Origin of the sequence: Amycolatopsis sp. NPDC051102 (assembly GCF_040682815.1) — a bacterium.
GTDB lineage: Bacteria > Actinomycetota > Actinomycetes > Mycobacteriales > Pseudonocardiaceae > Amycolatopsis.
Window position 1 is genome coordinate 775287 of the sequence record NZ_JBFBBT010000002.1, and the last position, 22367, is coordinate 797653.

The 22367-nt window shown below is 72.1% G+C and carries 19 protein-coding genes; 6 read left to right on the forward strand and 13 right to left on the reverse strand.

The genetic code is table 11. The features are described from left to right. Positions 1-47 precede the first annotated feature (47 nt). The 4 genes from AB0M93_RS09580 to AB0M93_RS09595 all read right to left on the reverse strand — a co-directional run bounded on the left by AB0M93_RS09580 (position 48) and on the right by AB0M93_RS09595 (position 3662). A complete protein-coding gene (locus AB0M93_RS09580; RefSeq protein WP_364270229.1) occupies positions 48-728 on the reverse strand; it encodes a response regulator transcription factor in 681 nt (226 codons plus the stop codon). Beyond that, complete coding sequence (locus AB0M93_RS09585) at positions 725-1858, reverse strand: histidine kinase (protein WP_364270231.1); 1134 nt, start codon at positions 1856-1858, stop codon at positions 725-727. Before AB0M93_RS09585 ends, AB0M93_RS09580 begins: the two co-directional genes overlap by 4 nt. A 118-nt stretch (positions 1859-1976) precedes the next feature. Next, entirely contained in the window at positions 1977-2960 is a 984-nt protein-coding gene (locus AB0M93_RS09590) for a DUF4034 domain-containing protein (protein ID WP_364270233.1), read from the reverse strand. 90 nt (positions 2961-3050) lie between these two features. Continuing rightward, the gene (locus AB0M93_RS09595) at positions 3051-3662 is read right to left on the reverse strand and encodes a TetR/AcrR family transcriptional regulator (protein ID WP_364270235.1); all 612 of its coding nucleotides are present in this window, start codon (positions 3660-3662) and stop codon (positions 3051-3053) included. Positions 3663-3768: 106 nt separating this feature from the next. Here AB0M93_RS09595 and AB0M93_RS09600 point away from each other — a divergent pair, with 106 nt between their 5' ends. After that, positions 3769-4767 carry a zinc-binding dehydrogenase gene (locus AB0M93_RS09600; RefSeq protein ID WP_364270237.1) on the forward strand — a complete coding sequence of 333 codons (999 nt, stop codon included), beginning with the start codon at positions 3769-3771 and terminating at the stop codon, positions 4765-4767. Positions 4768-4808: 41 nt separating this feature from the next. Beyond that, positions 4809-5144 (forward strand): EthD family reductase, encoded by a 336-nt coding sequence (locus AB0M93_RS09605; protein ID WP_364270239.1) that lies wholly within the window; start codon positions 4809-4811, stop codon positions 5142-5144. A gap of 46 nt (positions 5145-5190) precedes the next feature. On the opposite strand, the gene AB0M93_RS09610 is transcribed toward AB0M93_RS09605, so the two are convergent. Next, entirely contained in the window at positions 5191-5559 is a 369-nt protein-coding gene (locus AB0M93_RS09610) for a hypothetical protein (protein ID WP_364270241.1), read from the reverse strand. A gap of 635 nt (positions 5560-6194) precedes the next feature. Between AB0M93_RS09610 and AB0M93_RS09615 the strand changes: the two genes are divergently transcribed. Beyond that, the gene (locus tag AB0M93_RS09615) at positions 6195-6494 is read left to right on the forward strand and encodes a hypothetical protein (RefSeq protein WP_364270242.1); all 300 of its coding nucleotides are present in this window, start codon (positions 6195-6197) and stop codon (positions 6492-6494) included. 16 nt (positions 6495-6510) lie between these two features. On the opposite strand, the gene AB0M93_RS09620 is transcribed toward AB0M93_RS09615, so the two are convergent. The 3 genes from AB0M93_RS09620 to AB0M93_RS09630 form a co-directional block, all read right to left on the reverse strand. Continuing rightward, positions 6511-8145, reverse strand: coding sequence for a tannase/feruloyl esterase family alpha/beta hydrolase (locus AB0M93_RS09620; protein WP_364270244.1), 1635 nt, complete (start codon positions 8143-8145; stop codon positions 6511-6513). A gap of 52 nt (positions 8146-8197) precedes the next feature. After that, positions 8198-10072 (reverse strand): GAF domain-containing protein, encoded by a 1875-nt coding sequence (locus tag AB0M93_RS09625; RefSeq protein ID WP_364270246.1) that lies wholly within the window; start codon positions 10070-10072, stop codon positions 8198-8200. A 62-nt stretch (positions 10073-10134) separates the two neighbouring features. Beyond that, positions 10135-11079: a 3-hydroxyacyl-CoA dehydrogenase family protein gene (locus AB0M93_RS09630; protein ID WP_364270248.1), complete on the reverse strand. Its 945-nt coding sequence runs from the start codon at positions 11077-11079 to the stop codon at positions 10135-10137. A gap of 313 nt (positions 11080-11392) precedes the next feature. Here AB0M93_RS09630 and AB0M93_RS09635 point away from each other — a divergent pair, with 313 nt between their 5' ends. The 3 genes from AB0M93_RS09635 to AB0M93_RS09645 all read left to right on the forward strand — a co-directional run bounded on the left by AB0M93_RS09635 (position 11393) and on the right by AB0M93_RS09645 (position 13889). Next, the gene (locus AB0M93_RS09635) at positions 11393-12403 is read left to right on the forward strand and encodes a hypothetical protein (protein WP_364270250.1); all 1011 of its coding nucleotides are present in this window, start codon (positions 11393-11395) and stop codon (positions 12401-12403) included. 77 nt (positions 12404-12480) lie between these two features. Next, a complete protein-coding gene (locus AB0M93_RS09640) occupies positions 12481-13245 on the forward strand; it encodes a CoA transferase subunit A (RefSeq protein WP_364270252.1) in 765 nt (254 codons plus the stop codon). Further along, complete coding sequence (locus AB0M93_RS09645; RefSeq protein WP_364270255.1) at positions 13245-13889, forward strand: 3-oxoacid CoA-transferase subunit B; 645 nt, start codon at positions 13245-13247, stop codon at positions 13887-13889. Before AB0M93_RS09640 ends, AB0M93_RS09645 begins: the two co-directional genes overlap by 1 nt. Positions 13890-13942: 53 nt before the next feature. On the opposite strand, the gene AB0M93_RS09650 is transcribed toward AB0M93_RS09645, so the two are convergent. The 5 genes from AB0M93_RS09650 to AB0M93_RS09670 form a co-directional block, all read right to left on the reverse strand. Beyond that, positions 13943-15838 (reverse strand): glycosyltransferase family 39 protein, encoded by a 1896-nt coding sequence (locus AB0M93_RS09650; protein WP_364270257.1) that lies wholly within the window; start codon positions 15836-15838, stop codon positions 13943-13945. Positions 15839-15948: 110 nt separating this feature from the next. Then, on the reverse strand, positions 15949-17790 hold the full coding sequence (locus tag AB0M93_RS09655; RefSeq protein ID WP_364270260.1) for a cellulase family glycosylhydrolase: 1842 nt from the start codon (positions 17788-17790) through the stop codon (positions 15949-15951). 347 nt (positions 17791-18137) lie between these two features. Beyond that, on the reverse strand, positions 18138-18299 hold the full coding sequence (locus AB0M93_RS09660; RefSeq protein WP_364270263.1) for a hypothetical protein: 162 nt from the start codon (positions 18297-18299) through the stop codon (positions 18138-18140). 98 nt (positions 18300-18397) lie between these two features. Further along, the gene (locus AB0M93_RS09665) at positions 18398-18808 is read right to left on the reverse strand and encodes a hypothetical protein (RefSeq protein ID WP_364270266.1); all 411 of its coding nucleotides are present in this window, start codon (positions 18806-18808) and stop codon (positions 18398-18400) included. 316 nt (positions 18809-19124) lie between these two features. Beyond that, positions 19125-22283, reverse strand: a complete 3159-nt coding sequence (locus AB0M93_RS09670; protein ID WP_364270269.1) for a tetratricopeptide repeat protein — start codon at positions 22281-22283, stop codon at positions 19125-19127. Positions 22284-22367: the final 84 nt, after the last annotated feature.

A 22367-nucleotide genomic window follows, 5' to 3' on the forward strand; every position in this document is an offset into this window, starting at 1 on the left:
ATCGGTACAAGGGCCGGACCTCGACCGGCCCTAAGTACGGTCCGGCTCTAGTACTTTCGGCGTGGCGCTTGCGCCGCGTTGCGGACCCGGCGGGTTTCGTGGGCCCAGATGGCGATCTCGACGCGGTTGCGGGCGCCGAGCTTCGCCATCAGGCTCGCGATGTGGGTCTTGACCGTGCTCAGCGTGATGTAGAGCTCCTCGGTGATTTCGCGGTTGGTCCGCCCGCGCGCCACGCTGAGCAGGACCTGTTCTTCGCGGTCGGTGAGGGGTTCGACGGGCTGGCTCGGCGCGCCGGAGCCGGTGCCCGCGAAGGCGTCGAGCAGCCGCGCGGTGACGCTGGGCGCGATCAGGGCGTCGCCGGTCGCGGCGGCGTGGACGGCCTGGGCGAGCAGCTGCGCGCCCGCGTTCTTGAGCAGGAACCCGCGCGCGCCCGCCCGCAACGCCGCGTAGACGTACTCGTCGAGGTCGAACGTGGTGATGACGACGACGGCCAGGGGGTCCTCGACGCCGGGGCCGGCCAGGCGGCGGGTGGCCTCGATGCCGTCGGTGCCGGGCATGCGGATGTCGAACAGGCAGACGTCGGGGCGCAGGCGCAGCGCCAGCTCGACGGCGGCTTCCCCGTCGGCCGCCTCGCCGACGACCTCGATCCCCGGCTGGGCGTTGAGCAGCATCGTCAGGCCGGTGCGGACGATTTCCTGGTCGTCGGCGACGAGCACGCGGATGCTCATGCCGCCGCCCCGCGCCGGGGCAGGACGGCGGTGACGGTCCAGCCCCGCCCCGGGCCGGGGCCCGCTTCGCAGGTCCCGCCGAGCAGGCCGGCCCGCTCGATCATCCCGGCGATCCCGTAGCCCGGGGACGTCGCCGGGCGCCCGAGGCCGGGCTCCCCGTCATCGCTCACGCGCAGCCGCACCGACGTGTCGTCGGTGGTGACCCGGACCTCGATCCGGGTCACGTGCCGGGCGTGGCGCCGGGCGTTCGTGACCGATTCCTGGGCGAGACGGTAGATCGCGCTCCCGATCGACGGCGGGAGGTCGTCGAGGTCACCGGCGACCGCCACGTCGACGGACGGGCGCGCCCCGCTCGCGAGCTTCGCCAGATCGGCGATCCGCGGGGCCGGGGCGAGGTCCGCCGGCTCGTCGCGGCGCAGGACGCGGACCATGGTGCGCATCTCGTCGAGGGCGCGCGCCGCTTCGGCTTCGATCAGCTGCAGCGCGTCGGCGGCGGCTTTCGGCTGCGACGGCATCATCGCGAGGCCGGCCTGCGCGCGGATCGCCATCGCCGAGACGTGGTGGGCGACCGTGTCGTGCAGGTCACGGGCCAGCCGTTCCCGCTCGAGCAGTTTCGCCTGGTCCAGCTCCCGCAGCCGGGCCCGGGCCCGGTAGCGGAACGCCGCGGCCAGCGTGACGGCCGCGAACAGCACGACGATCCCGCCCGCCGCGTCGGCGAGGCTCTTCTGCCCGAGGGCGACCGACAGGGCGGTCTCCGGCAGCACGAGCCCCAGCCCGAGCACGATCTCGCGCCCCGACCCCCACCGCGCGAGCGCGTACGGCAGGAGCAGCAGCCCGGCCGTCGCATACGCCGACGGGGCGGCACCACCGGTCAGCAGCATGACCGCGGAGGTCGCGGCGAAGGAGCCAAGGAACACCGGGAACGGCCTGGTCCGGCGCCACAACAAGGCCGGCAGCAGGACGGCGACGACGATCACGGACAGGACCCGCCACGGCATGCCGGGGCGGACCAGGCCCTCGAGCAGCACGGCGAGCTCGAGCACACCGAGCAGCGCCCAGTCACGCCACACCCGCGACGGCGGATCGGGCGGGCGCGGTTCGTCCCACAGGGAGCGGAGCACAGCGTTCACCCGCTGATCGTACGAAAGGACCGGCCGGCCCAGATCGCCCGAAAGTACGACCGGCGGAGCGCGGTCGTGCCGAAGCCGCACAGCACCCGGCTCCGCACCTTCCGCCATCGAAGGGCCTTCACGCCTCGCGGTCGGCTTTCCGGCAGGTGAGCGCGCGCAGGGCCGCGAACTGCTTCACCGGGTCCGCGGCACGCCGGACATCGGTGGTGAAGTGCCAGACGTACCCGTCGGCGTGACCGCCGAGCTTCCGGAATTGCGCGAGAGCCTCGTCGTGGCGGCCGTTGTGGTGCAGCACGCAAACGGCGTAACTGCGGTCTTCCCTGGTCGCGGGGTGCTGGGCTCCTTCGCCGTCCAGCCAGGGCAAAGCCGCGTCGAGGGCCTCCTGGACGTAGCGGCTGCGCCAGATCGGGTTGCCCTCCATCGCCATCTCGAAGGCCGCCCGCAACGGCAGCGGCGTCAGTGACGGCGCGAGAGCCGCGGCACCGGCCGCGAAGTCGAGCAGCCGCTCTTCGGTGCCGTGCCACTTCGGGCACCAGTAGCGCAGGGCGCGGTCGTGCCCGGGCCGGTGGGCGGGCGCGCGGACGAGCAGACCCGACCAGATCCCGTCGAAGGGCTGGTACCGGATCCCGAGCCCCATGGCGACGGTGACCAGGGTCGCCCACGGCGTCGGATCCCCTTCGGCGAGTTCGGCTGCCTTCCGGGCGGTCTCCTGGGCGTGTTCCAGCAACTGGAAGAACGGCCCGAACTGCGTGCGGCTGGTGTACCGGGCGGGTGCGGCGCCCCGCCGCTGCCAAGCCAGGGCGACGAAGGTCTGCGCCTGCACGACGGTGGCGTCGGGGTCGCCGTCCCGCTCGGCGAGCCAATCGCGCAGCCACTGGCGTTCGGTGGTGGCGACGGTGGCGAGGGCGTCGACGACGGCCGTGCGCCGGTCCCCGTCACCGCGGCGGGCCGCGACCAGGCCGGCGGCCGGGCGCCAATCACCGGAGAGGGCGGCGGAGACGGCCGCGGCCAGCTCGGAGTCGGCGTAGTCCGGATCGGCCGTCAGGTCGGCGTCGGGGATCATGCCCCGGGCGGCCGGCCCGGGGCCGGGCAGCAGACGCATGACGAGCCCCTCTCGCTGGCGGACGGCTGATTCTCCCGGAACGCTTCGTGCCGCCGGTGGGCGGGATCGCCCGCGCAGCCGAGGCCGGGGTCACCCCGCGGAGGTGAGGGTGTCCCAGGCGGCCATCGCGCAGGTGATGACCGTTTCCAGTTCGGGCCGGGTGGCGCCGTCGCGGGCTTGGATGGAGAGGCCCTGCACGACGGTGGTGTAGTAGCGGGCGAGGGCGTCGAGGCCGGCCGGCGGGGTCGCGAGGTCTCCGTCGGTGACACCGCGGGCGAGCCGGTCCTTGATGGTGGCGAACTGGTCGCGTCGGCGCTCGGCGAGGAATTCGCGGACTTCGTGGTTTTCGATGGCGCCGGTGGGCGCGGCCAGGACCAGCATGCAGTAGTGCGGGGCGTCCGAGCGGGTGATCTCGTCGGCGGTGGCGCGCAGCATGGCGTGGATCGCGGCGCGCGCGGTGGGCTGTTCGCGCAGGGCACGCCGGGGCGGCTCGCCGGAGGTCGCGCCGTAGAGGGCCATGACCTTGCCGAACAGCTCCGGCTTGCTGCCGAAGCAGGCGTAGATGCTGGCCGTGGCGATGCCCATGGCCTCGGCCAGGTCGTTGAGCGAGGTGCCTTCGTAGCCGCGCTCCCAGAAGACGTCCAGTGCCTGACGCAGCGCGACGTCCGGGTCGAAGGTGCGGGGCCTGCCACGAGCAGCCATGGGTCTCCGTACTTGTTTGTCGTTCGATCAAGTTTACCTTGACCCCCGCTGCTCGACCATGACACAGTTTGTTTGTCGTTCGATAAACAAATGGGAGCCGACCACCGTGAGCCTTCCCGTCACCATGCGTGCCCTCCAGCAGCGGTCCCTCGCGGGCCCGCAGGACCTGCACCTGATCACCGACGCGCCGGTCCCGCGCCCGGGGCCCGGCGAGGTCCTGATCCGCGTCACCGCCGCCGGCGTCAACTTCGTCGACCTCTCGCAAGCCCGCGGCACCTTCGCCGGCGGCCCCCGGCCGCCCTACCTGGCGGGCATCGAGGGCGCCGGCGAGGTCGTCGCCACCGGCGAGGGGGTGACCGAGCCGGCACCGGGCGCCCACGTCGTCGGCGTCGGCATCGCCGGCGGCGCCTTCGCCGAGTACCTGGTGCTGCCGGCGGCCGCCGCGCTGCCGGTGCCGGACGGCTGGGCCGGCGAGCAGGCCCTGGGGCTGGTCGTGAACTGGGCGACCGCACTCGCGGCACTCAAACCGCTGGGCGAGCTCAGCGCCGGGCAGACCGTGCTGATCCACGCCGCGGCCGGCGCGACCGGCCAGGCCGCGGTCAGGATGGCCCAGCACTACGGCGCGACGGTGATCGCCACGGCCTCACCGGGCAAGCACGACGTGGTGCGGGCCCTGGGCGCCGACCACGTCCTGGACTCCCGCGCCACCGGTCTCACCGACGACGTCCGCCGCCTGACCGGCGGCGCGGGTGCCGACCTGGTGCTGGAATCGGCCGGCGGCGCGTCCCTCGAAGCGAGCCTGGCGGCGGCCAAGCGGGTCACCGGCCGGGTCGTCGTCTACGGCCTGGCCGGCGGCGACGCGCAGGTCACCAGCTGGGATCTCGTCTACCGGCACCAGGTCCACGTCATCGGCCTGAACATCGGCGTCCTGATCCAGTCCGCCCCGCAGGTCTTCGGCGAAGTCATGGGCGAGCTGTCCGGGCTCCTCGCCGCCGGCGTGCTCACCCCGGGCCGGCCCACCACCTACGAGCTGGCCGAAGGGCCGAAAGCGCTCGCGGAGCTGGAAGCACGCGCCACCGTGGGCAAGCTCGCCCTGCTTCCCTGACCGGACAACGGATTCCCCCGGCAGAACAGGAACCGCAGCCGATGACCGCAACCACCGACCCGGCCACCACACCGGTGCGATTCGTGGTCCTGTACGCAACCCCGTCCGACATCGAGGCGTTCGAACGGCACTACAACGACGTGCACATCCCGCTGGCCAAACAGCTTCCGGGCCTGCGCCGCTACACCCGCAGCCACGAACCGGCACCGCTGCGGGGCGAGCCCTGCTACCTGGTCGTGATGCTGGACTGGGACAACATGGCCGCGCTGGAAGCGGCGTTCAGCTCCGAAATCGGCCGGCGCACCGAAGAGGACGCCACGAAGCTGGCACGCTACGCGCCGATGCGGGCCATGATCCTCCAGCTCGGCGAGGTCTGATCTGACCACGGACGCCCGCCTGCTGCGATCCCCGGCCGCGACGGCGTCACCCGCCGGCCCGTTGCCGGCAGACTTCGACGGTCCACGAGGCATCGGCCGGGGCGACGCAGACCGAGGTGTCGCTCGACAGCAGGAGCGTGCACGGCTGAGTCGCGGGTGACCGGTTGCCGCAACCGACCCAGACCAGCGGACGGCTTTCCTGCAGTGCCGGGGAGATGACCGCGGTCAAGGCGACCCGGGTGCCCGAGCCGAACGAGGCCCGGCAGCCTCCGCTGCCCGTCGCGCAGGTCAGCCCGGCGGGCTGCGAGCGCACCTGGACCCGGCCGGTGGGTCCGCCGAGGTCGGGCGGCGACCACACGTGCAGCGCCACCGTTCCGGGAGCCGCGCCGCCGAGATCGGGGAAGAGCTTGTGCAAGGAGCTTGGATCCCTGGGTGTAGACGAGGAGTGTCACCAGGACTGTGCCGAGGGAGCTGAAGAGCCGGTCCGTCCAGTGTTTCCTCGGCTCCGGCGCCGCTGCGGCAGCGGCCGGCACGGCCCGTTTCCCGGAGCGACGTTCGTCGTCCTCGTCTTCCCCGGACTTCCGGTGGATCATCTCCCCCAGGTACTCGTTCAGCTCCGGCGCGAGCAGAATGGGGAACAGCGCGGGTGAACCGTTCCCCCTCCCCCGCGGAATCGGGAATGCGCGCCAGATCCGGGCAGTGGGGACGGCCGTGCATGGCGAGGACCAGCGCGCCGAACCCTTCGGTGAGCCGGGCTTTGTCCAGCATCCGGTCGAGGTCATCGAGGTTGAACGCGCAGACCGTGGTCACCGCGTCCCGGTACCGCCGGAAGATCTCCCCCAGCGCGGCCTCCCGCTCAGCCCGGTCCACAGGGTGCCCGGCCCGCTCGACCAGGCCGGCGTCGAGAAGGTGGCTCCAGCCCTGCTCAGCAGCCATCGGCGGTCTCTCCGGAGGCAGGTTCCTGAAATTTCCTGAGAAGCCGGCAACTTTCGGGGGAGATTCGGGGCGGTCCGATCCCCAGCAGCCATGACTACGAGAACCCTCGGCGGCATGGTGTTCGCCACCGCTGCCGCCGGCACCCAACAGACGCCGGGCCTGGTGGCCCACACTGCCTCAATCGACGACGCGGAACGCCTGACGCGGCTGCTCGTTTCAGCACAAAGCGATCTCTGGCGCGCCAGGGCCGATGCGGGCAGCCGCTCGACCGAAGGTCGCCCAGCGCGGGCCCACCGTTACGCCGACCACTCGAAGAGCCGTGCCGCAGGAGGCTCGACCGGCAATTCGGAGGATTGTCGCGACCTCGCTGCGCAACCGGCAGATCACCTTTCGGCGGTTGCCGGCGCCGAATGAAGGAAAGCGGCGTGCGTCATCGCCGGCAGGTGAAGCTGCTCGCGATGTCCGGGTCTCCGCCGAGGTATTGCGGCCAGCCCGGGTACTCGCAGAGCGGACGCGTGCGGTGGCCGTGGCCGGGGCCCACGTCGGTGACCACCGGGCCGGCCGGTGGCGTGCCGTGCGCGGTCCAGTTCTCCAGGGCGCTCAGCGAATCCCAGCCCGCCGCGAAGGCGGCGCCGACGTTGACGTGGTTGGCGCCGGGCACGACGTAGAAGCGGGCGAACCGGTCCGTGGCCTGCCGTCCGGCAGTCCGCCGGACGCGGTCGAAGTACTCGGCGGTCGAGCGGGGACTGACCAGCTCGTCGGCCGCTCCGTGCAGGATCAGCAGTTTCCCGCCCGCCCGGGCGAACGGCCGCAGGTCGGCGTCGTTGACGTCCTGCAGCGCCGACAGCGCGCTGATCCGCGGCGTCCACTTCCCCGGGTGCCGGGGATCGAGGGTCAGGGAGTCGTACGCGGGGTCGCGGGTGACGAAGTAGCGCACCCACTGGTCCCAGAACTGCGGCCCGTAGCCGGCGGTGGTCGGCATCGGCGCGGCCGGGGCCTGGGTTCCCATGCCCAGGAGCGCGGTCGCCATGGTGGCACCCGAGAGGAACGGGAAGCCCGGATATCCGCGTTCCCCGCTGCGCAACGGATAATTCCAGGACAGCGGCGCGGAGATCTTCTCGACCGCTCGGATCTGGACGTCGGACAAGCAGTCGTCGCCGGTGTCGGCGCCGGTGGCGCAGCGCAGTGTCCTCGGGTCGAAGTGGCAGCCGTCCGGGTGGGACACGACGCCGTCGGCGAGCCCGTCGCCGCGGTCGCAGGCGGCGATGACGCTGCGGTACAACAGCTTCTGCTTGGCGGGGTCCGGGAACGCGCCGGGCCGGGAGAGGACTTGGACCTCGTAGCCGAAGAACAAATCGAGGGCGGCGGAGTTCCACGCCGGGTAGGCGGAGATGACGCCGTCGAAGTCGGCGGGCCAGCGCTGGGCGACGGCGAGGGCTTCCCGGCCACCGCTGGAGCCGCCGGCGAAGAACCGGTGGACCGGCTTCGCGCCGGAGTAGCGTTTGCCGATCAGGTAAAGGGCCGCGTCGCGAGTCTTCTTCAGCGCGTCGCCGGCGAAGTTGCGGACGGCTTCGTCGTTGCGGCCGAACGATCCGTCGAGGGTCGTGGTGGGCGGGAAGCCCGGGGTGGCCTGGTGTCCGGAGTCGCCGGCGAAGGTGGCGTAGCCGCGGGCGAGCGGGGCGGGCTGGTCGGCGGGTCCGAACGGGACGTTCGCGGCGATGTCGGGGATGGTGCCGTCGTAGCCGCCGCCGCCGAACATCAGGGCATTGTGGTTCCACTCGGCCGGCAACGCGACCCGCAGCCCGATCGACGGCGCGTCCGGGTCGACGGGCTTGATCGCGGCGTCGACGAGACAGTACTGCCCCGTCGCCGGGGTGGCCTCGGCCAGCCGGGTCGCGGTGACCTCGCCACCGGAGGTCCGCAGGCCGATCGCGGAGGCGGGAATCCGGACGCCGTCGAGCTCGGCGCACCGCATGGCCGCGGTCCGGGCCTGCGCCGGCGGCGCGGCAGCGATCGCGGCGAGCAGCGGAACCGCCAGAACGGTTGCCCGCAAAGCCTTTCTCATGGGACCTCCATCGGTTGCGCGCCGGCGTCCGGGAACGCGGCGATCGGCAGGGTCAGCGGCCGCAGACGCGGTGCAGCCGCAACGCGACCTGGATCTCCAGGAGCCGGTCCGCGGCGCGCCAGTCGTCACCGAGCAGGCGGCCGACCCTGGCGAGGCGCTGGGACACGGTGTTGTGGTGCAGGTGCAGGATCTGCGCGGTGTTGCGGGCGTTCTGCCCGGTCTCGCAGAAGACTTCGAGGGTGCGCAGCAGGTCGGCGCGGTGTTCGCTGTCGTAGTGCAGGACCGGCCCGAGCGTGGCCGTGACGAAGCCGGCGACGTCGGGGTGGCCGTTGAACAAGGCGCCGACGAAGCCGAGGTCGCCTGCCGCGGCGGTCTCACCGTGCCGGCCGAGGGCGATCAGCGCGCGCATGCACTTCGCGGCTTCTTCGTGCGCGCCGGCGACGGCCGTGGGGTGGGGCACGCACGCGACCCCGGCGGTCACCCGGTTGCGCGTGGCACGCGACAGCTCCCGTGTCGCGGCTTGGGCCACCGTGCGCGCGTCCTCGCCGGGGGCGAGCAGGACGACCGTGTCGTGGTGGTGGGTGGCCAAGCCGCGGAACCGGCGGGCCAGCGCGGCCAGCGCCGGGTAGATCCGCTCGCGCGCGGCCCCGTCGAGGTGGGCCACCACCAGCACCCGGCAGGCGTCGAGGTCGACGCCCAGGATCGAGGCGCGGTGCCGCAGCACGTCGTAGTCCTGGGCCGGGTGGCTGAGCAGCTCCCCGAGCAGTTCGCCGCGGACCCGCGCCTCGGCCTCGGCCATCCGCCGCCGCGTCACGAGCACCAGGGCCGCGACCAGAGCGGCGCGTTCCAGGATGCGCCGGTCGGTGTCGCCGATCGGCGACGTGCCGACGTGGACGAGGGTGCCCAGCGGCTCGGACTCGGTGATCATCGGGACCACGCACAGGCGGTCCCGGACCAGGGTGTGGCCCGACCGCCGCGCGTCGGCCCCGGCCTCGGCGATCTCGGCGGGCAGTGCCTCGCCCTCCTCGCCGGAGGTGGCGACGGTGGTCCCGTGCTCGTCGACGACCAGGACGTGCCCCCGGACCACGGCGGCGGTGGCGTGCACCACCTCCTCGACCCCCTTGCCCTGGATGACCAGCTTCGTCAGCCGCTCGTGCACTTCGGCGGTGCGTTCGAGGTCGTCGACGTGGGAGCCGATGGTGGCGTTGGCGACGCGCAGGTCCTCGACGGCGGTCTGCGCCGCGGTCAGCAGCCGGGAGTTCTCGATCGCCACGGCGGCGTGGTTGGCCAGCATGCTCAGCGCGGTGATGTCGCGGCTGCTGAACGACCGCACCGCGCGGTGGGCGGCGAGCAGGACGCCGATGACCTCCTGCTTCAGCTTCACCGGCACGCCCAGCAGCGACTCGATCCCCTCGGCGGCGACGGTCCGGTCGATCGGGCCGGTGTGCGTGATCGTGGTGTCCCCGACGTAGGACTCCAAGCTGTAGGGCTCCCCCGTCCGGGCGACCATCCCGCCGAGCCCGGCACCGGTCGGCAGGCGCAGGCCGACCAGCAGCCCCGAGATGTTGCCGGCCGCGGCCCGGATGTAGCAGTCGCCCCGGCCGTGGTCGCTCAGGCTGATGTAGGCCAGGTCGCACTCGATCAGCCGGCGAGCGCGGTCGGCGATGGCCTGCAGGATCGAGTCGAGGTCGCGCAGCGACGCCAGGTCGTTCGCGGTGTCGTTGAGCAGCTGCAGCTCGGCCTCGTTGCGCCGGTGCCGGAGCAGGGTGTCCCGCAGCTGCAGCGCGATCGCGCGCTCCCGTTCGGCCGCGGCCAGCTCCTCCGGGGACGCGCCCCGGGCGCGCGCGGCGGCCACGGCGGCGTCGAACGCACCGACGTCCGCGTCGTCGATCAGCAGCCGCAGCATCGACGGCCCCTCTGCCGGCATCGTCGTTCTCCTCGCAGGCGCCGTGCGGTCGGCGGATCCGCCGTCGACCGGCGCACCGGTGATCAGTGTGACCCGCCGTGCCCGGCCCGGCCACCCCGGCGAGCGGGCAGGTTGTGGCGGATGCCGGCCTCCAGGCGGGCGGCCACCTCCTCCGCGCGACCGGGCCGCCAGTCGAGCAGCCCCCGCCCGCTGGCGCGCCCGGCGTGCTCCTGCGCCAGGAGCCGGTCGAGCACGGGGAACTCGTGGGTTTCGGTGGACAGCGAGGGGGCGAGGCTGCCGAGGATCGCCCGGGTCAGGTCGAGGCCGATGTAGTCGGCGTTCTCCATCGGCCCGACCGCGGCCCACCGCAGGCCGACGCCGGCGCGGACGACGGTGTCGATTGTCTCCGGCTCGCACACGCCGTCGGCCAGCAGCTGCAGGGCTTCGCGGACGAGCGCGAACTGCAGGCGGTTGCCGATGAACCCGGGGACGTCGCGGTGCAGCCGGACGGTCGTCTTGCCCAGCTCGGCGATGAGCGTGTGCGCGTGGTCGACGAAACCGGGATCGGTGTCGGTGCCGGGCGCGATCTCGACCAGCGGGATCAGGTACGGCGGGTTCCACCAGTGCACCCCGACCAGCCGCTGCGGGTGCAGCATCGCCCGGGCGACCGCGCTGATCGACAGCACCGAGGTGTTCGTCCACACCGGAACATCGGGCGGCAGGTGCGGCTCCAGCGCCGCGAGCACGTCGTGCTTGACGGCCAGCCGCTCCGACACCGCCTCGATGACGACGTCGGCCTGTTTCGCCAGCTCGGCCAGCGAGTCCACCGCGACGATCCGGTCACCGACCGCAGCCACCCGAGCCCGTGGCGTGCCACTGCGGGCCAACGCGCTGCCGACGCGGTCGCCGAGGCCGGCCAGCACCGCCGGATCATTGTCGAAGACGCCGGCGCCGTGTCCCGCCTGCGCGAGAGCGACCGCGATGCCGTGGCCCATCAATCCGCCGCCGATGATGCCGAACCGGGTCACTGGTGTTCTCCTCCGCCGACCGGAATGTCCTTGAGCAGCCGACGGTACGAATGGCGGCAGCGCCGGACAATGTGGACTCGGCACACCGTTGACGCCCGCCTCGTGTTCCGGTGTCACTGCGCTGATCGCCGGGCGGCCGGGACCGCAACGGCACACAAGCGGCGCCGGAATCGTGTGACGTCGGCACATGGTCTCCGACGGGGGTGCGCTATTTAGAGTGATCGCACCTCGGAACACGGATCTTGCCGTACCGGGGTGACGGAAAAGCGCAATTCCCGGTTCCCACTCACGCTGTTGTTTTCAGGAGGCAATGATGCCTGCGACTCCTCGCTCGTCGTCCGCGGCACGAACCGGCCCGGGCCGGCGGGCCCGGCTGCTGGCCACCGGATCCGCCACGCTGGCCGCCGTGGTCGCCACCGCCGTGGCCGTCACCACCGGGGCGGCCGGGGCCGCTTCCGCCGCGGCCACCCACGACCCGGTGATCATGATCCCGGGCATGACCGGCACCCCGTCCAACATGGACCCGATGAAGTCCAGCCTGCAGGCCAACGGCTGGGCCGCGGACCGGCTGTTCACCTGGACCGACAGCAGCAGCATGGAACAGGACCTGGCCAAAGCCGCCCAGGAGCTCAGCGCCGAGGTCGATCAGGTCCGCTCCCGGACCGGCGCGGCCAAGGTCGTGCTCGCGACCTGGTCGGCGTCCACCCTGGCGGCCCGGTACTACATCAAGAACCTCGGCGGCGCGGACAAGGTCTCCCAGTACATCGGCTACGCCGGCCCCCAGCACGGCACCACCAACAACGGCTGCCAGTTCTACGTCTCCTGCCGGCAGTTCGGCGACGCCAACTCGCCCTTCCTGACGGCCCTCAACTCCGGCACCGAAGTGCCCGGCCACCCGCCGATCGCCTACCTGACGATCCGGTCGGTCAACGACACCAACGCCGCCCCCTACGACACCGCGAAACTCACGGGCGCCGACGAGAACTTCCTGCTGTCCGGCCCGACGGCGCCGACGCACTTCACCATCATCTCCGACAACACCGCGCTGGCCGAAATGCGCGCGTTCATCACCGCGCACGAGAACCCGGACCCCGGTACCCCCACCACCGGGACGACCCCGCCCACCGGCACCACGCCGCCGGCCGGGGCCTGCTTCACCGGCTCCAACTACGCCCACGTCCTCGCCGGACGGGCGCACGACGTCTACGGCTACGCGCAGGCCAACGGCTCCAACCAGAACCTCGGCCTCGACACCTACTACGGCAGCACCAAGCTGCGCCAGACCGGCAGCAACTACTACGTCCTCGACAACACCTGCCCGTAACCACCACCCGAGACCGCGGCCCGGGGCGCTCGTCCGCGAGCGGGCGCCCCGGGCCGCCACCAGGAGCAGCGCCCTTCATGGACAAAGTGATCCCCACCGCCGCCCACGCCGTGGCCGACATCCCCGACGGCGCATCACTGGCCGTCGGCGGGTTCGGGCTGTGCGGCATCCCCCAGACCCTCATCCGGGCCCTGCACGGCACCGGCGCCACCGGCCTGCGCCTGGTGTCCAACAACTGCGGCACCGACGGCCGCGGCCTCGGCATCCTCCTCGAGGCCCGCCGCGCCGCCCGGGTCACCGCCTCCTACGTCGGCGAGAACAAGGAGTTCGCCCGCCAGTACCTCGCGAGCGAACTCGAGGTGGAGCTGATCCCCCAGGGCACCCTGGCCGAACGCCTCCGCGCCGGCGGCGCCGGCCTCCCCGCCTTCTACACCCCCGCCGGCGTCGGCACCCAGGTCGCCGAGGGCGGCCTGCCCTGGCGCCACAACGCCGACGGCACCGTCGCCCTCGCGTCCCCGCCGCGCGAAACCCGCGTCTTCGGCGACCGCGAGTACGTCCTGGAACACGCCATCACCTGCGACTTCGCCCTGGTGCACGCCGCCCGCGGCGACCGACACGGCAACCTCGTCTTCCGCCGCTCGGCCGCCAACTTCAACCCCTTGGCCGCCGCGGCCGGACGCATCACCATCGCCGAGGTCGAAGAACTCGTCGAACCCGGTGTCCTCGATCCCGATCACGTCCACCTGCCGGGCATCTACGTCCAGCGCGTCGTCGAGCTCACCCCCGAACAGGCGGCAGACAAGCCGATCGAACGCATCACCCTCGAAAGGACGATCGGCTGATGCCGTGGACACGTGACCAGATGGCCGCCCGCGCCGCCGCCGAACTCGCCGACGGCAGCTACGTCAACCTCGGCATCGGCCTGCCGACCCTCGTCCCCGGCCACGTCCCGCCCGGGATCCGGGTCGTGCTGCACTCCGAGAACGGGATCCTCGGCACCGGTCCCCACCCGCGCGTCGACCAGCTCGACCCCGACCTCGTCAACGCCGGCAAGGAAACCGTCACCACCCTGCCCGGAGCTGCTTTCTTCGACTCCGCCACCTCGTTCGGCATGATCCGCGGCGGCCACATCGACACCGCCGTTCTCGGCGCCATGCAGGTTTCGGCCCGCGGCGACCTCGCCAACTGGACGATCCCGGGCAAGCTGATCAAGGGCATGGGCGGCGCGATGGACCTCGTCCACGGCGCCCGCCACGTCATCGTCCTCACCGAACACACCACCCGCGACGGCCGGCCCAAGATCGTCGCCGCGTGCACGCTGCCGCTCACCGGCCGCCGCTGCGTCAGCCGCATCATCACCGACCTCGGCGTCCTCGACGTCACGCCCCACGGTCTGCAGCTGGCCGAAACGGCTCCCGGCGTCAGCCTCGCCACGATCAGGGACGCGACCGGCGCACCCGTCACCGTGCCCGGGAGAGTCCGGTGACCATCCGGCTGACGTGGCTCACCGCGCCACCGCCGGGCGCGGCGCCGGCGAGGTCATCGCTGGACGCCGCAGTCGAACAGCACACCGGCCGTGGCCGCGTCCGGGCCGATCCGCGCGGGCGGGACCGGCCGGCAGTGCTTCGCCTCCCAGCCGACCCGCCGGGTCAGTTCCCCCGCGTCGGCCGCCGCCGCGGTGGTCCGCCCCGCCCCGGCGCGGGCGATGTCGACGAACACCTGCGGCAGCAGCACGAACCGCAGCTTCCCGGCCGCGACCCACAGCGGGAGCTCCGCGGCCGACGGTGCCGGGTCGAAGCCGAGGTAACCGCCGAGCGGTGCGACGCGCGCCTCGGTGTTCAGCAGGAACGGGTCCGCGCCGTACGTGCCGCCCTCGACGGCGAGGGTGATTTCGGCGGACGACGCCTGCGCGAACGCGAGCACCTGGCGCTGACCGGGACTGAGCCGGTACGCGCTGTCGATGAACCGGACGTACCCGGCCGCGACGCCCGGACCGGTGCCGACGCTGAAGACGGTGTGCAGCGCGGCCGTTGACGGCGGCCCGGCGGCCGGGTCGGCGCTCTCCAGGACGCTCCCCGGCCGCACCGCGGTGCCGGCGACGAAGGCCGCGGGCCCGGCCACGACGGCGGCCAGCCCGATCACGGCCGCGACGCGGGGCGCCCGCAGCAGCGCCGCGACGACGGCGAGCACCGCCAGGGCCAGCACGGTGTACCGCAGCCACGGCAGCCAGTCCGGCGTCCGGCCGAGCAGGACGAAGGCGAGCACCGCCGTCCCCGCGACCGCGGCCGGCAGGACCAGCCGGGCCCGGCCACGGGACCAGCTCGAGGCCGTGACCAGCCCGGCGGCGGCGAGTGCCGCGATGGCCGGGGCCAGCTCGGCGGTGTAGTACGCGTGGAAGATGCCGCCGGTCAAGGAGAAGACCACGGCTCCGGCGATCAGCCAGCCGCCCCACAGCGCCCAGCCCGCCTTCGTCCGCGGCGCGGCCCCGCGAGCGCGGCACCCGGCGACGACCAAGGACACCGAGGCGAGCGGCAGCAGCCAGGCGATCTGTCCGCCGACCTCCGCGTCGAACAGCCGCAGCGGACCCGCGTCGCCGCCGAGCGCCGTGCCGACCGTGGCGCTGTAGCCGCCGCCGACGCCGGTCGTGCCGCCGAGCAGGCGCGTCACGCCGTTGTAGCCGAAGGCCAGCTGCCACACCGAGCCGTCCGTGGTGCTGCCGACGAACGGCTTGGCACCGGGCCAGACGGTGACGAAGACCGGCCACGCCAGCGACACGAGAAGCGTCACCGCACCGGCCACGCCGAGCCACGCGAGCCGCCGGCCGCGCGAACCGGGCGCCCCGGTGAAGTACGCCGACGCCAGACCCGGCAGCACGATCCACGCGGCCAGCATCTTCGTGAGGAAGCCCAGCCCGACGAAGACCCCCGCCCACACCAGCCACCGGGCGTTGTCGATCGCCCGGGTGACGCAGTAGGCGGCGAGCAGCAGCAGGAGCACCAAGAGCGTGTCCGGCAGGTTGTCGCGGTTGATCGCGGCGGTGATCGGCGTCAGCGCGAAGAGCGCCGCGGCGAGCAGCGCGGTCCGCGGGCCGGCCCAGCGGCGCACCACCCGGTGCAGCACGAGCACCGCGGCCACGCCCTCGACGACCTGCACCAGGGCGATCGCCCACGGGTGGAACCCGAAGACGGCCACGCCGAGCGTCTGCGTCCAGAAGGCGAGCGGCGGTTTGTCGACCGTGACGACTCCCGCCGGGTCGAAGCCCGCGAAGAAGAACGCCGTGCCGTCACGGGACATCGAGTGCACGGCCGCGGCGTAGTACGGCTGCAGCGGCCGGCTCCCCAAGGCCCAGCCCCAGGCCACCGCGGCGACGGCCGAGATCACCCCCACCGCGATCCGCTCGCCCCGCCCGGTCCGCACCTCGGCCGTCACCGCCATGTCTCCCCCTCCGGTTGCCGCCAGGAACGCTAGGGCGGCAGGCCGGGGAAATCCTCAAGCCGCGGATTGAAGTGGGCCTCCACCCGGGGGTTGAGCGGGACGGCGGGCGGCTAGGACCGGCAGAGCAGCGCGTCCGGCGTCCGGCTCGAGCCGATCCGGCCGGTGTAGGCGACGCCGGCGACGTACTCCCCCGGCGCGCACTGGCCCTTGTAGTTCCCCGTCGCGAAGTCGCCACCGGGGTCGCCGGCGGGCCGGTTGTCGCCGCGGTCGAACCACACCGTGCGGCCCGTGCGGCCCAGCGGTGTCGCCGACCGGCCGCACAACACGGCCGAGAAGGCCGCGCCCTGGACGCTGTACCCGACGACCGCGTGATCGGGCGGGCACTGCGTCTTGGTGTAGCCGGACGCCCAGTCGGTGTCGACGTAGGTCTCGTCGCGCACGACCACGTACCCGGCCGGGGCGGCGAACGTCCCGGTGCACAGGCCACGGTTCCCGGTGTGGGCCAGGCCCGCCAGCCGCCGGCCGTCCGGGCAGGAACCCTTGCGGGCGCCGGGGTTCCAGTCCGGCAGCGCGCGGACCTGGCGCGACTCCGGGAAGTCGGCGTAGTCGAGATTCAGCATCGACCAGTGCGCCCCGTCGTCCAGGATCGGCCCGGTCCGCGACGGGGCGTTCACCAGCCGCTGCCACGCGGGACCGCGCCAGTCCGTGCCGTCGAGCACGTCGATGCGGCGGCCGGCCGAGTCGTATTCGAGCAGCGCCCAGCCGTCGCCGAAGCCGCCGGTCTGGAAGCCCACCGCGGGCCAGTAGGCGAAGTCGGTGTCCGTCTCGGCCAGGTAGTTCACGAAGTTCTCGAAGAACGCGCGCGAGGCCGGGTCGGTGGTGTTGCGGCCTTCGCCGAATTCACTGATCCACAGCGGCGCGGTGTAGTGCTTGCCGGTGTCGGCCGAGACGAAGAACGCCTGCCGGTACAGGACGTCCCGCAGGTCCTGGGGCGAAAGGTCGCGGTAGCGCGGGTCGTGCGTTTCGCCGATCCCGGTCGCGCCCGAGTGGTTCGGCCCGGTGTAGCCGTAGAAGTGCGCCGAATAGACGAGCTTGCCCGAGTCCACGAGCGTGTGCGACAGCGTCCGGGCGGGCTCCAGCGTCGGCCGGCCGTGCGGGAAGCCGTCGATCGGCAGCCCGGTCCAGTTGATGCCCTCGACGAAGATCAGCAGGTCGCGGTTCGCCTCGGTGAGGATGCGGTCGGCGACCTGCTGGCTCGCGCGTTGCCAGTCGGTGCTGTTGCCCCAGCCCCAGTTGGGATCGTCGAGGGCGTTGCGGCGGACCTCGTTGTACAGATCGGCGCCGACGACGCGCTTGTTCGCGGCGTAGCGGCGCGCCATGAACAGCCAGTCGTCCTGCCATTGCTGCTCGGTCTGCGCGGTGTTCCAGCGTTCGTTGCCGTCGAGCCCGCAGCACCAGCGCGAAGTCGTGGTGTGGTTGTTGAGGATGACGGCGAACCCGCGCGCGGTCAGCCGGTCGACGACGCGGTCGTAGACCTGCAGCGGCGTCAGGCCGTGCAGGTCCGGGTTGGCGGCCAGGTCCGGGACGGGCCGGGAGTCGTGGAGCATCGCGTTGGAGAACTGCAGCCGGACGCTGTTGAGCCCGAGCTGCGCGAGCCCGTCGATGACCGCGTCGATCGACGCGCGGTCGAGGCCGAGCGGGGTCTGGTAGGCGATCTCGCCGGCGTGGTGGTTCGCCGGGTCGTTCACGTCGCCGGAGCCGGTCCACGTGCCGCTCGCGCCGTGCCAGTTGGCGGCCTTCAGCTTGAAGCGGTCACCGTGCGCATCGACGATGTACCGGCCGCGGGTGCTGAGCGGCCCGGCCCAGGACGGCGGATCCGCCTCGGCCCTGGCAACGGGCACGACGACGCCCGCGGCGAGCACGACGGTGAGCAGCGCACCCAAGATCCTCACGCGGGGCAGTCAACCAGCCCGCGGGCCGGCGGGTAAGGGCCGGAAGGAGGTCGGGACCCGTGCGAACGGAGGGTTCGATCTTCGGCCCGAAGTTCACTCCTCCGCCGGGTGACCCCTTCGTTCTCTCGGCAACCCACGCCGAGCCGTCCGTTTCTTGATCAAATTCCGTAGCGTGAGAACGATGGTTCCCGCTGATGAGATCCGATTACCGCAGAGTAATTTGGATGACCTTCGAAATTAGCGCCCAGCGCTGCCGAGCGTGCCGAAATCAGTCGGGTGACCCACGTGTGGGTGACACTTCATCAGCCTGTAGTGTCGCCCCACCAAGTTAAATCGCGGCTACTGATTCAGCAGTAGCTCCGGACCCTAGGTGGCGACGAGTTGAAGTTCTTGCCTTCGGTCGTGGTTGCGTCCGGCGCCGTATGGGTGCTGCTCACCATGACGCCTGCGTCCGCCGAGGCGTCGACGTACGACCCTGCCGGCAACGCTGCGGTGCCGACGGACGTCACGACGGACTCCTCTACCGTGGCTGCGCCGTGTGGCGTAGTGGTGAAGGAGCCGCGGGCGTCCACGGACCACTGGCGCTACTACTGACGCGCGGAGGCGCTCAGCTGCGGCTGGGCGCCTCGTCGGTTTGCGACCAAGCCGAGGATACCCTCCTCGGCCGGCCACGGCCACGAAGTTCGACACCGGCTTCAAGCAGCATCCGTTTGGTGATGTCCCGCCCCAGCCCGAAAGATCGCCCCGTCTCCACGATCGACTTGCCACTTCGATAGGTGTCGACCAGGCCCGGAGGCGCCGGTGGCATCCTCGGGCGAGGTGGCCGGAACTTCACGCCTTGTTCTTCCAACACGGTCCGCAAAGTTCGAAGACTGCCTTCGAAGCCCTGCATGAGGACGCTCAGCGTGTCGCCGTTCTGATATCGGTGCAGCAATTCTTCGGCTTCGCCGGGAGGCACGTCCGCGGCGAGCCGCTGTGGCCGCCCGAAGGGTCTTCGCGCGTTTCCTGCCTCGCTCATGAGATCACCGCCGTCCCGGAACAGCTGACACGGAATCGCCGGCGGCCGCGCGTCCTCGCCACCGCCTCGGGCGATTTGAGGTGCCTATTCAGGAAAAGGCACGCAGGTCGTTCTGTGCACCACCAGACAGGTTCTCCGTGTTCGCCCGAGTGAGCGACATATGCCATTCTCGCGGTCAACGGGCAGGAGCGAGCTCGGGTCGGGTTCGCGAGGGCAATGGTCGTCACAGCTGTATCACCGGGGGTCGGGCCTGAGGCGGACATGTCGTGGCATCTCGATGGACGCCTTTTCATAAACGTCCAGCCGGCCCCGGTTGTTACACATCGGCGGATCGAGCCGGACGACCGACCCGGCCCCGGCCACGCCCGGAGAGCACCAGCCGCGGCGAGGGCATCGCGACCGTGTCGCCGTCACGGGCCTGGGGGACCACCGCGAAATCCAGCTCCTCCAGCAGCGCTTCGATCCGCCGCGCCTGGCCGGCCCGTTCGCGGTCCCTGAACAGCTCCGCTGCCCGCAACCACAGCGCTCGCGCGTCATCCAGGTTGCCTCGGTCGAACAGGACCCGGGCCAGGGTGTCCAATGCCCGGCCCCGGCCGGTTGCGTGCCGGGACCGGTCTGCGAGCTCCACCGCACGATGCGCGTGCTGCAACGCAGCCCGGTCATCGCCCTCGGCGTGCCGCAGCCGCGCCAGCACGGTGTTCAGCTTCATCGCCGCCGGCAAGTGCTGGCTGGCGGCGACCAGCTGCGCCGCCCGGGCGCACTGCTCGCCGGCTTCCCCGTAGCGCCCCATCCTCGTCAGGAGGTCACCCAGCGCGATGTGCGTCAAGATCCGGCCCGGACCGTCGTCGATGCGTTCCCGCACCGCCAACGCTTCCCGATACAGCTCGAGCGCCTCGGCTTGCTGGCCGCCCTGTTCGAGCAACGCGTCCGCCAGCCGGTGCAGCGCCGCACCGCACCGCTCCGGCTCCCCCAGTTCGCGCGCCGCGGCCAGCGTCTCCCGCGACATCGTCACCGCCTCGGCGACCCGTCCGGCGTGCAGGTGCCGCCGCGCCATGTTCAGCATCACCGTGACCCGGCCGATTCCGATGCCGTGCGCATCCACCAGACGCAACGCGGCTTCCAGATAGGGCTCGGCCCGCGAATCCTGCCCCATCAGCAATAGGACGTGCCCGAGGTCGTTCAGGCTCGAAGCTTCGGCATAGGCGTTCCCGACTTTCGCCGCCGACGAAGCCGCCACCGTGAATCCGGTGATGATGTCGCCGAAGTAGCCGTGCCGGTCGAAAACGTCCGCCGTGAGCGACGGCAAGGTGAACGCGATCTCGTGCAGCCCGGCTTCCGCCGCGAGTTCGACCGACGCGGTCAACGTCGCGCGTTCACGCAAGAACCACTGTCGCGCCGCCGCCGGAGTGGCGAACTCGGCTGCGGTCACTCCGGCACTGATCGGCGGCATCACCGGACGATCCCGTCCCGGATAGACGATCTGATGTGCCTCGAACGCGGTCAGCAGGTAGAACTCCAGCAGCCGGCCGCGCGCCGCCACGACGTCGGGCAGCTTCCGCGCCAGCGATCCCGCGAACAGCTGCAACAGGTTGTGGATGCGGTAGCGGTCGAGATCGCCGGGCTGTTCGATCAGGTGCGCGGCCACCAGGACGTCCAGTGACCGGCGTACGCTCGAAACCGGCCGCCCGTCCGCCGCCGCGACGGCCTCCGAGGCCACCTCGACCCCGGGGTGCAGCCCCAACATCGCGAAGGTCCGCTGTTCGGCAGGCGCCAAACCCTGGTACGACAGCGTGAACGCCGATCGCAGGCTCCGCTCCGCCCCGTCGCCGTCGTTGCCGAGGTCCAGCAGCATGTCCGCATCCCGCAGGGACTCGGCCAGCGTGGTCAACCGCATGCCCGCTCGCGCAGCCGCGCGCACCGCGACCAGCGTCAACGCCAGCGCGTTGCCTTCACACAGCCGGATCAGCCCGCTCACCCCGGTCGAGTCCTGCCGGACCCGCTCTCCGACTCGCCGCTCCAGCAGCTCCCGCGACGCCGCTGCCGACAACGGCGCCACCGTCACCACCGGATAGGCCCGTACCGCCAGCAACGCCGACAGCCTCTGGCGGGTTACCACCACGACCGTGCATCCCGCCAAGACGCCCAAGAGCGGCTCGACCTGGTCCGTCCGGGCCACGTTGTCCAGGATCACCAGCAGCCGGCGCTGCTGGAGCAGCCGGGTCAGCCGCGCCGCGCGCGCGGTCGAGGACACGATTTGATCGACCTGGACATCCAGCAGCTCCAGCAGCAGCTCGACGACGTCCGCGGCCGTCGCCCCGGTCGTCTGGCCGTCGCCGCGCAGGTCGAGCATGACCACCCCGCTCGGGTAGCGGCTCGCCGCCCGGTGCGCCCACTTCATCGCCACCGTCGTCTTGCCCACGCCCGGCCCGCCGGTCAGCATGACCACCTCTGCACGCGGAACGCCGGCCGAGTCGGTGGTGAACGCGTCGAGCTCCGCGAGCACGCCCGCACGACCCACGACCCCATCGACATCGGGCGCGAGGTGCCAGACGGGCGAAAGTACCTGGTCGTCGGCAGCCTGATCGTCCACCGAGGTCGAGGGCGGAGGAGATTTCGCCGGCGCCGGGAAAGGGACCGCGCCGCGCTTGATCACCTCGTTGTAGACGGCGAGCAGCTCATCGGCCGCCTGCGCGTCCCCGCGCTCCTGGAACTCGCGGTGGACCTGCCGGAAGTACTCCGACGCCTCCAGCCCGCGGCCGGCGGCCACGAGCGCGCGCACGCGCAGCTTCGTCAGGCTCAGCTCCATCGGGTGGGCGGCATCCAGCTCCTCCAGCCGGGCCACGACCAGCTCCGTCTGCCCGAGGAGCAACTGCTGCGCGGCCACGAACGCATTGGCCGGAATCCATTCGTTGCGCTGCCAGCGGCGGCGCCACTCTTCGGCGGCGTCGGTCCGCAGGTCCCCCAGCGGCTCGTCCCGGCGCAGCCGCAACGCCGCGAGCGCCTCGACGTGCGCACGATCGTGCTGTCCCCGCTCGTGGAACTCGCGCGCCCGGGCCATCATCGCCCGGAACTGCCGGTAGTCGATCCGCTGTTCGTCGAGATCGAGCCGGCAACCGCCCTTGGCGATGCTGATGCTGCGTGGATCAACACCCTCGGCTTGGAAGATCTGCCTCAACCGGGCGCCGACCTGGTGCAGTGTCCCGAGGCCGTCCTGCGGCAGGTTCTCCCGCTCGTCCCACGCCCAGGCGACGACGGTGTCCACCGGCACCCGCTGGTTCGGCTGCGTCAGCAACGCCGCCAGCACCTTGCCCGGACGACCGCGCACGGGCTTCACGCCCGGATTACCGTGCAGAACCGTTTGCCCCAGAATTCCGAACCCGATCTCCACGCGAACCCCTCCCATGGCGAAACCCCGTCGCCAGCCCTCTCCGCCCACCGTATTTTCACACCCCGGCCCGGCGAACAGCCAGGTCACGGCCGGAATGTCCTGAAATGATGATCACGGCTGATCGCCAGCCCCCACATGAATCGGCAGGCCACCGCGGCTTTTCCGCCGGCG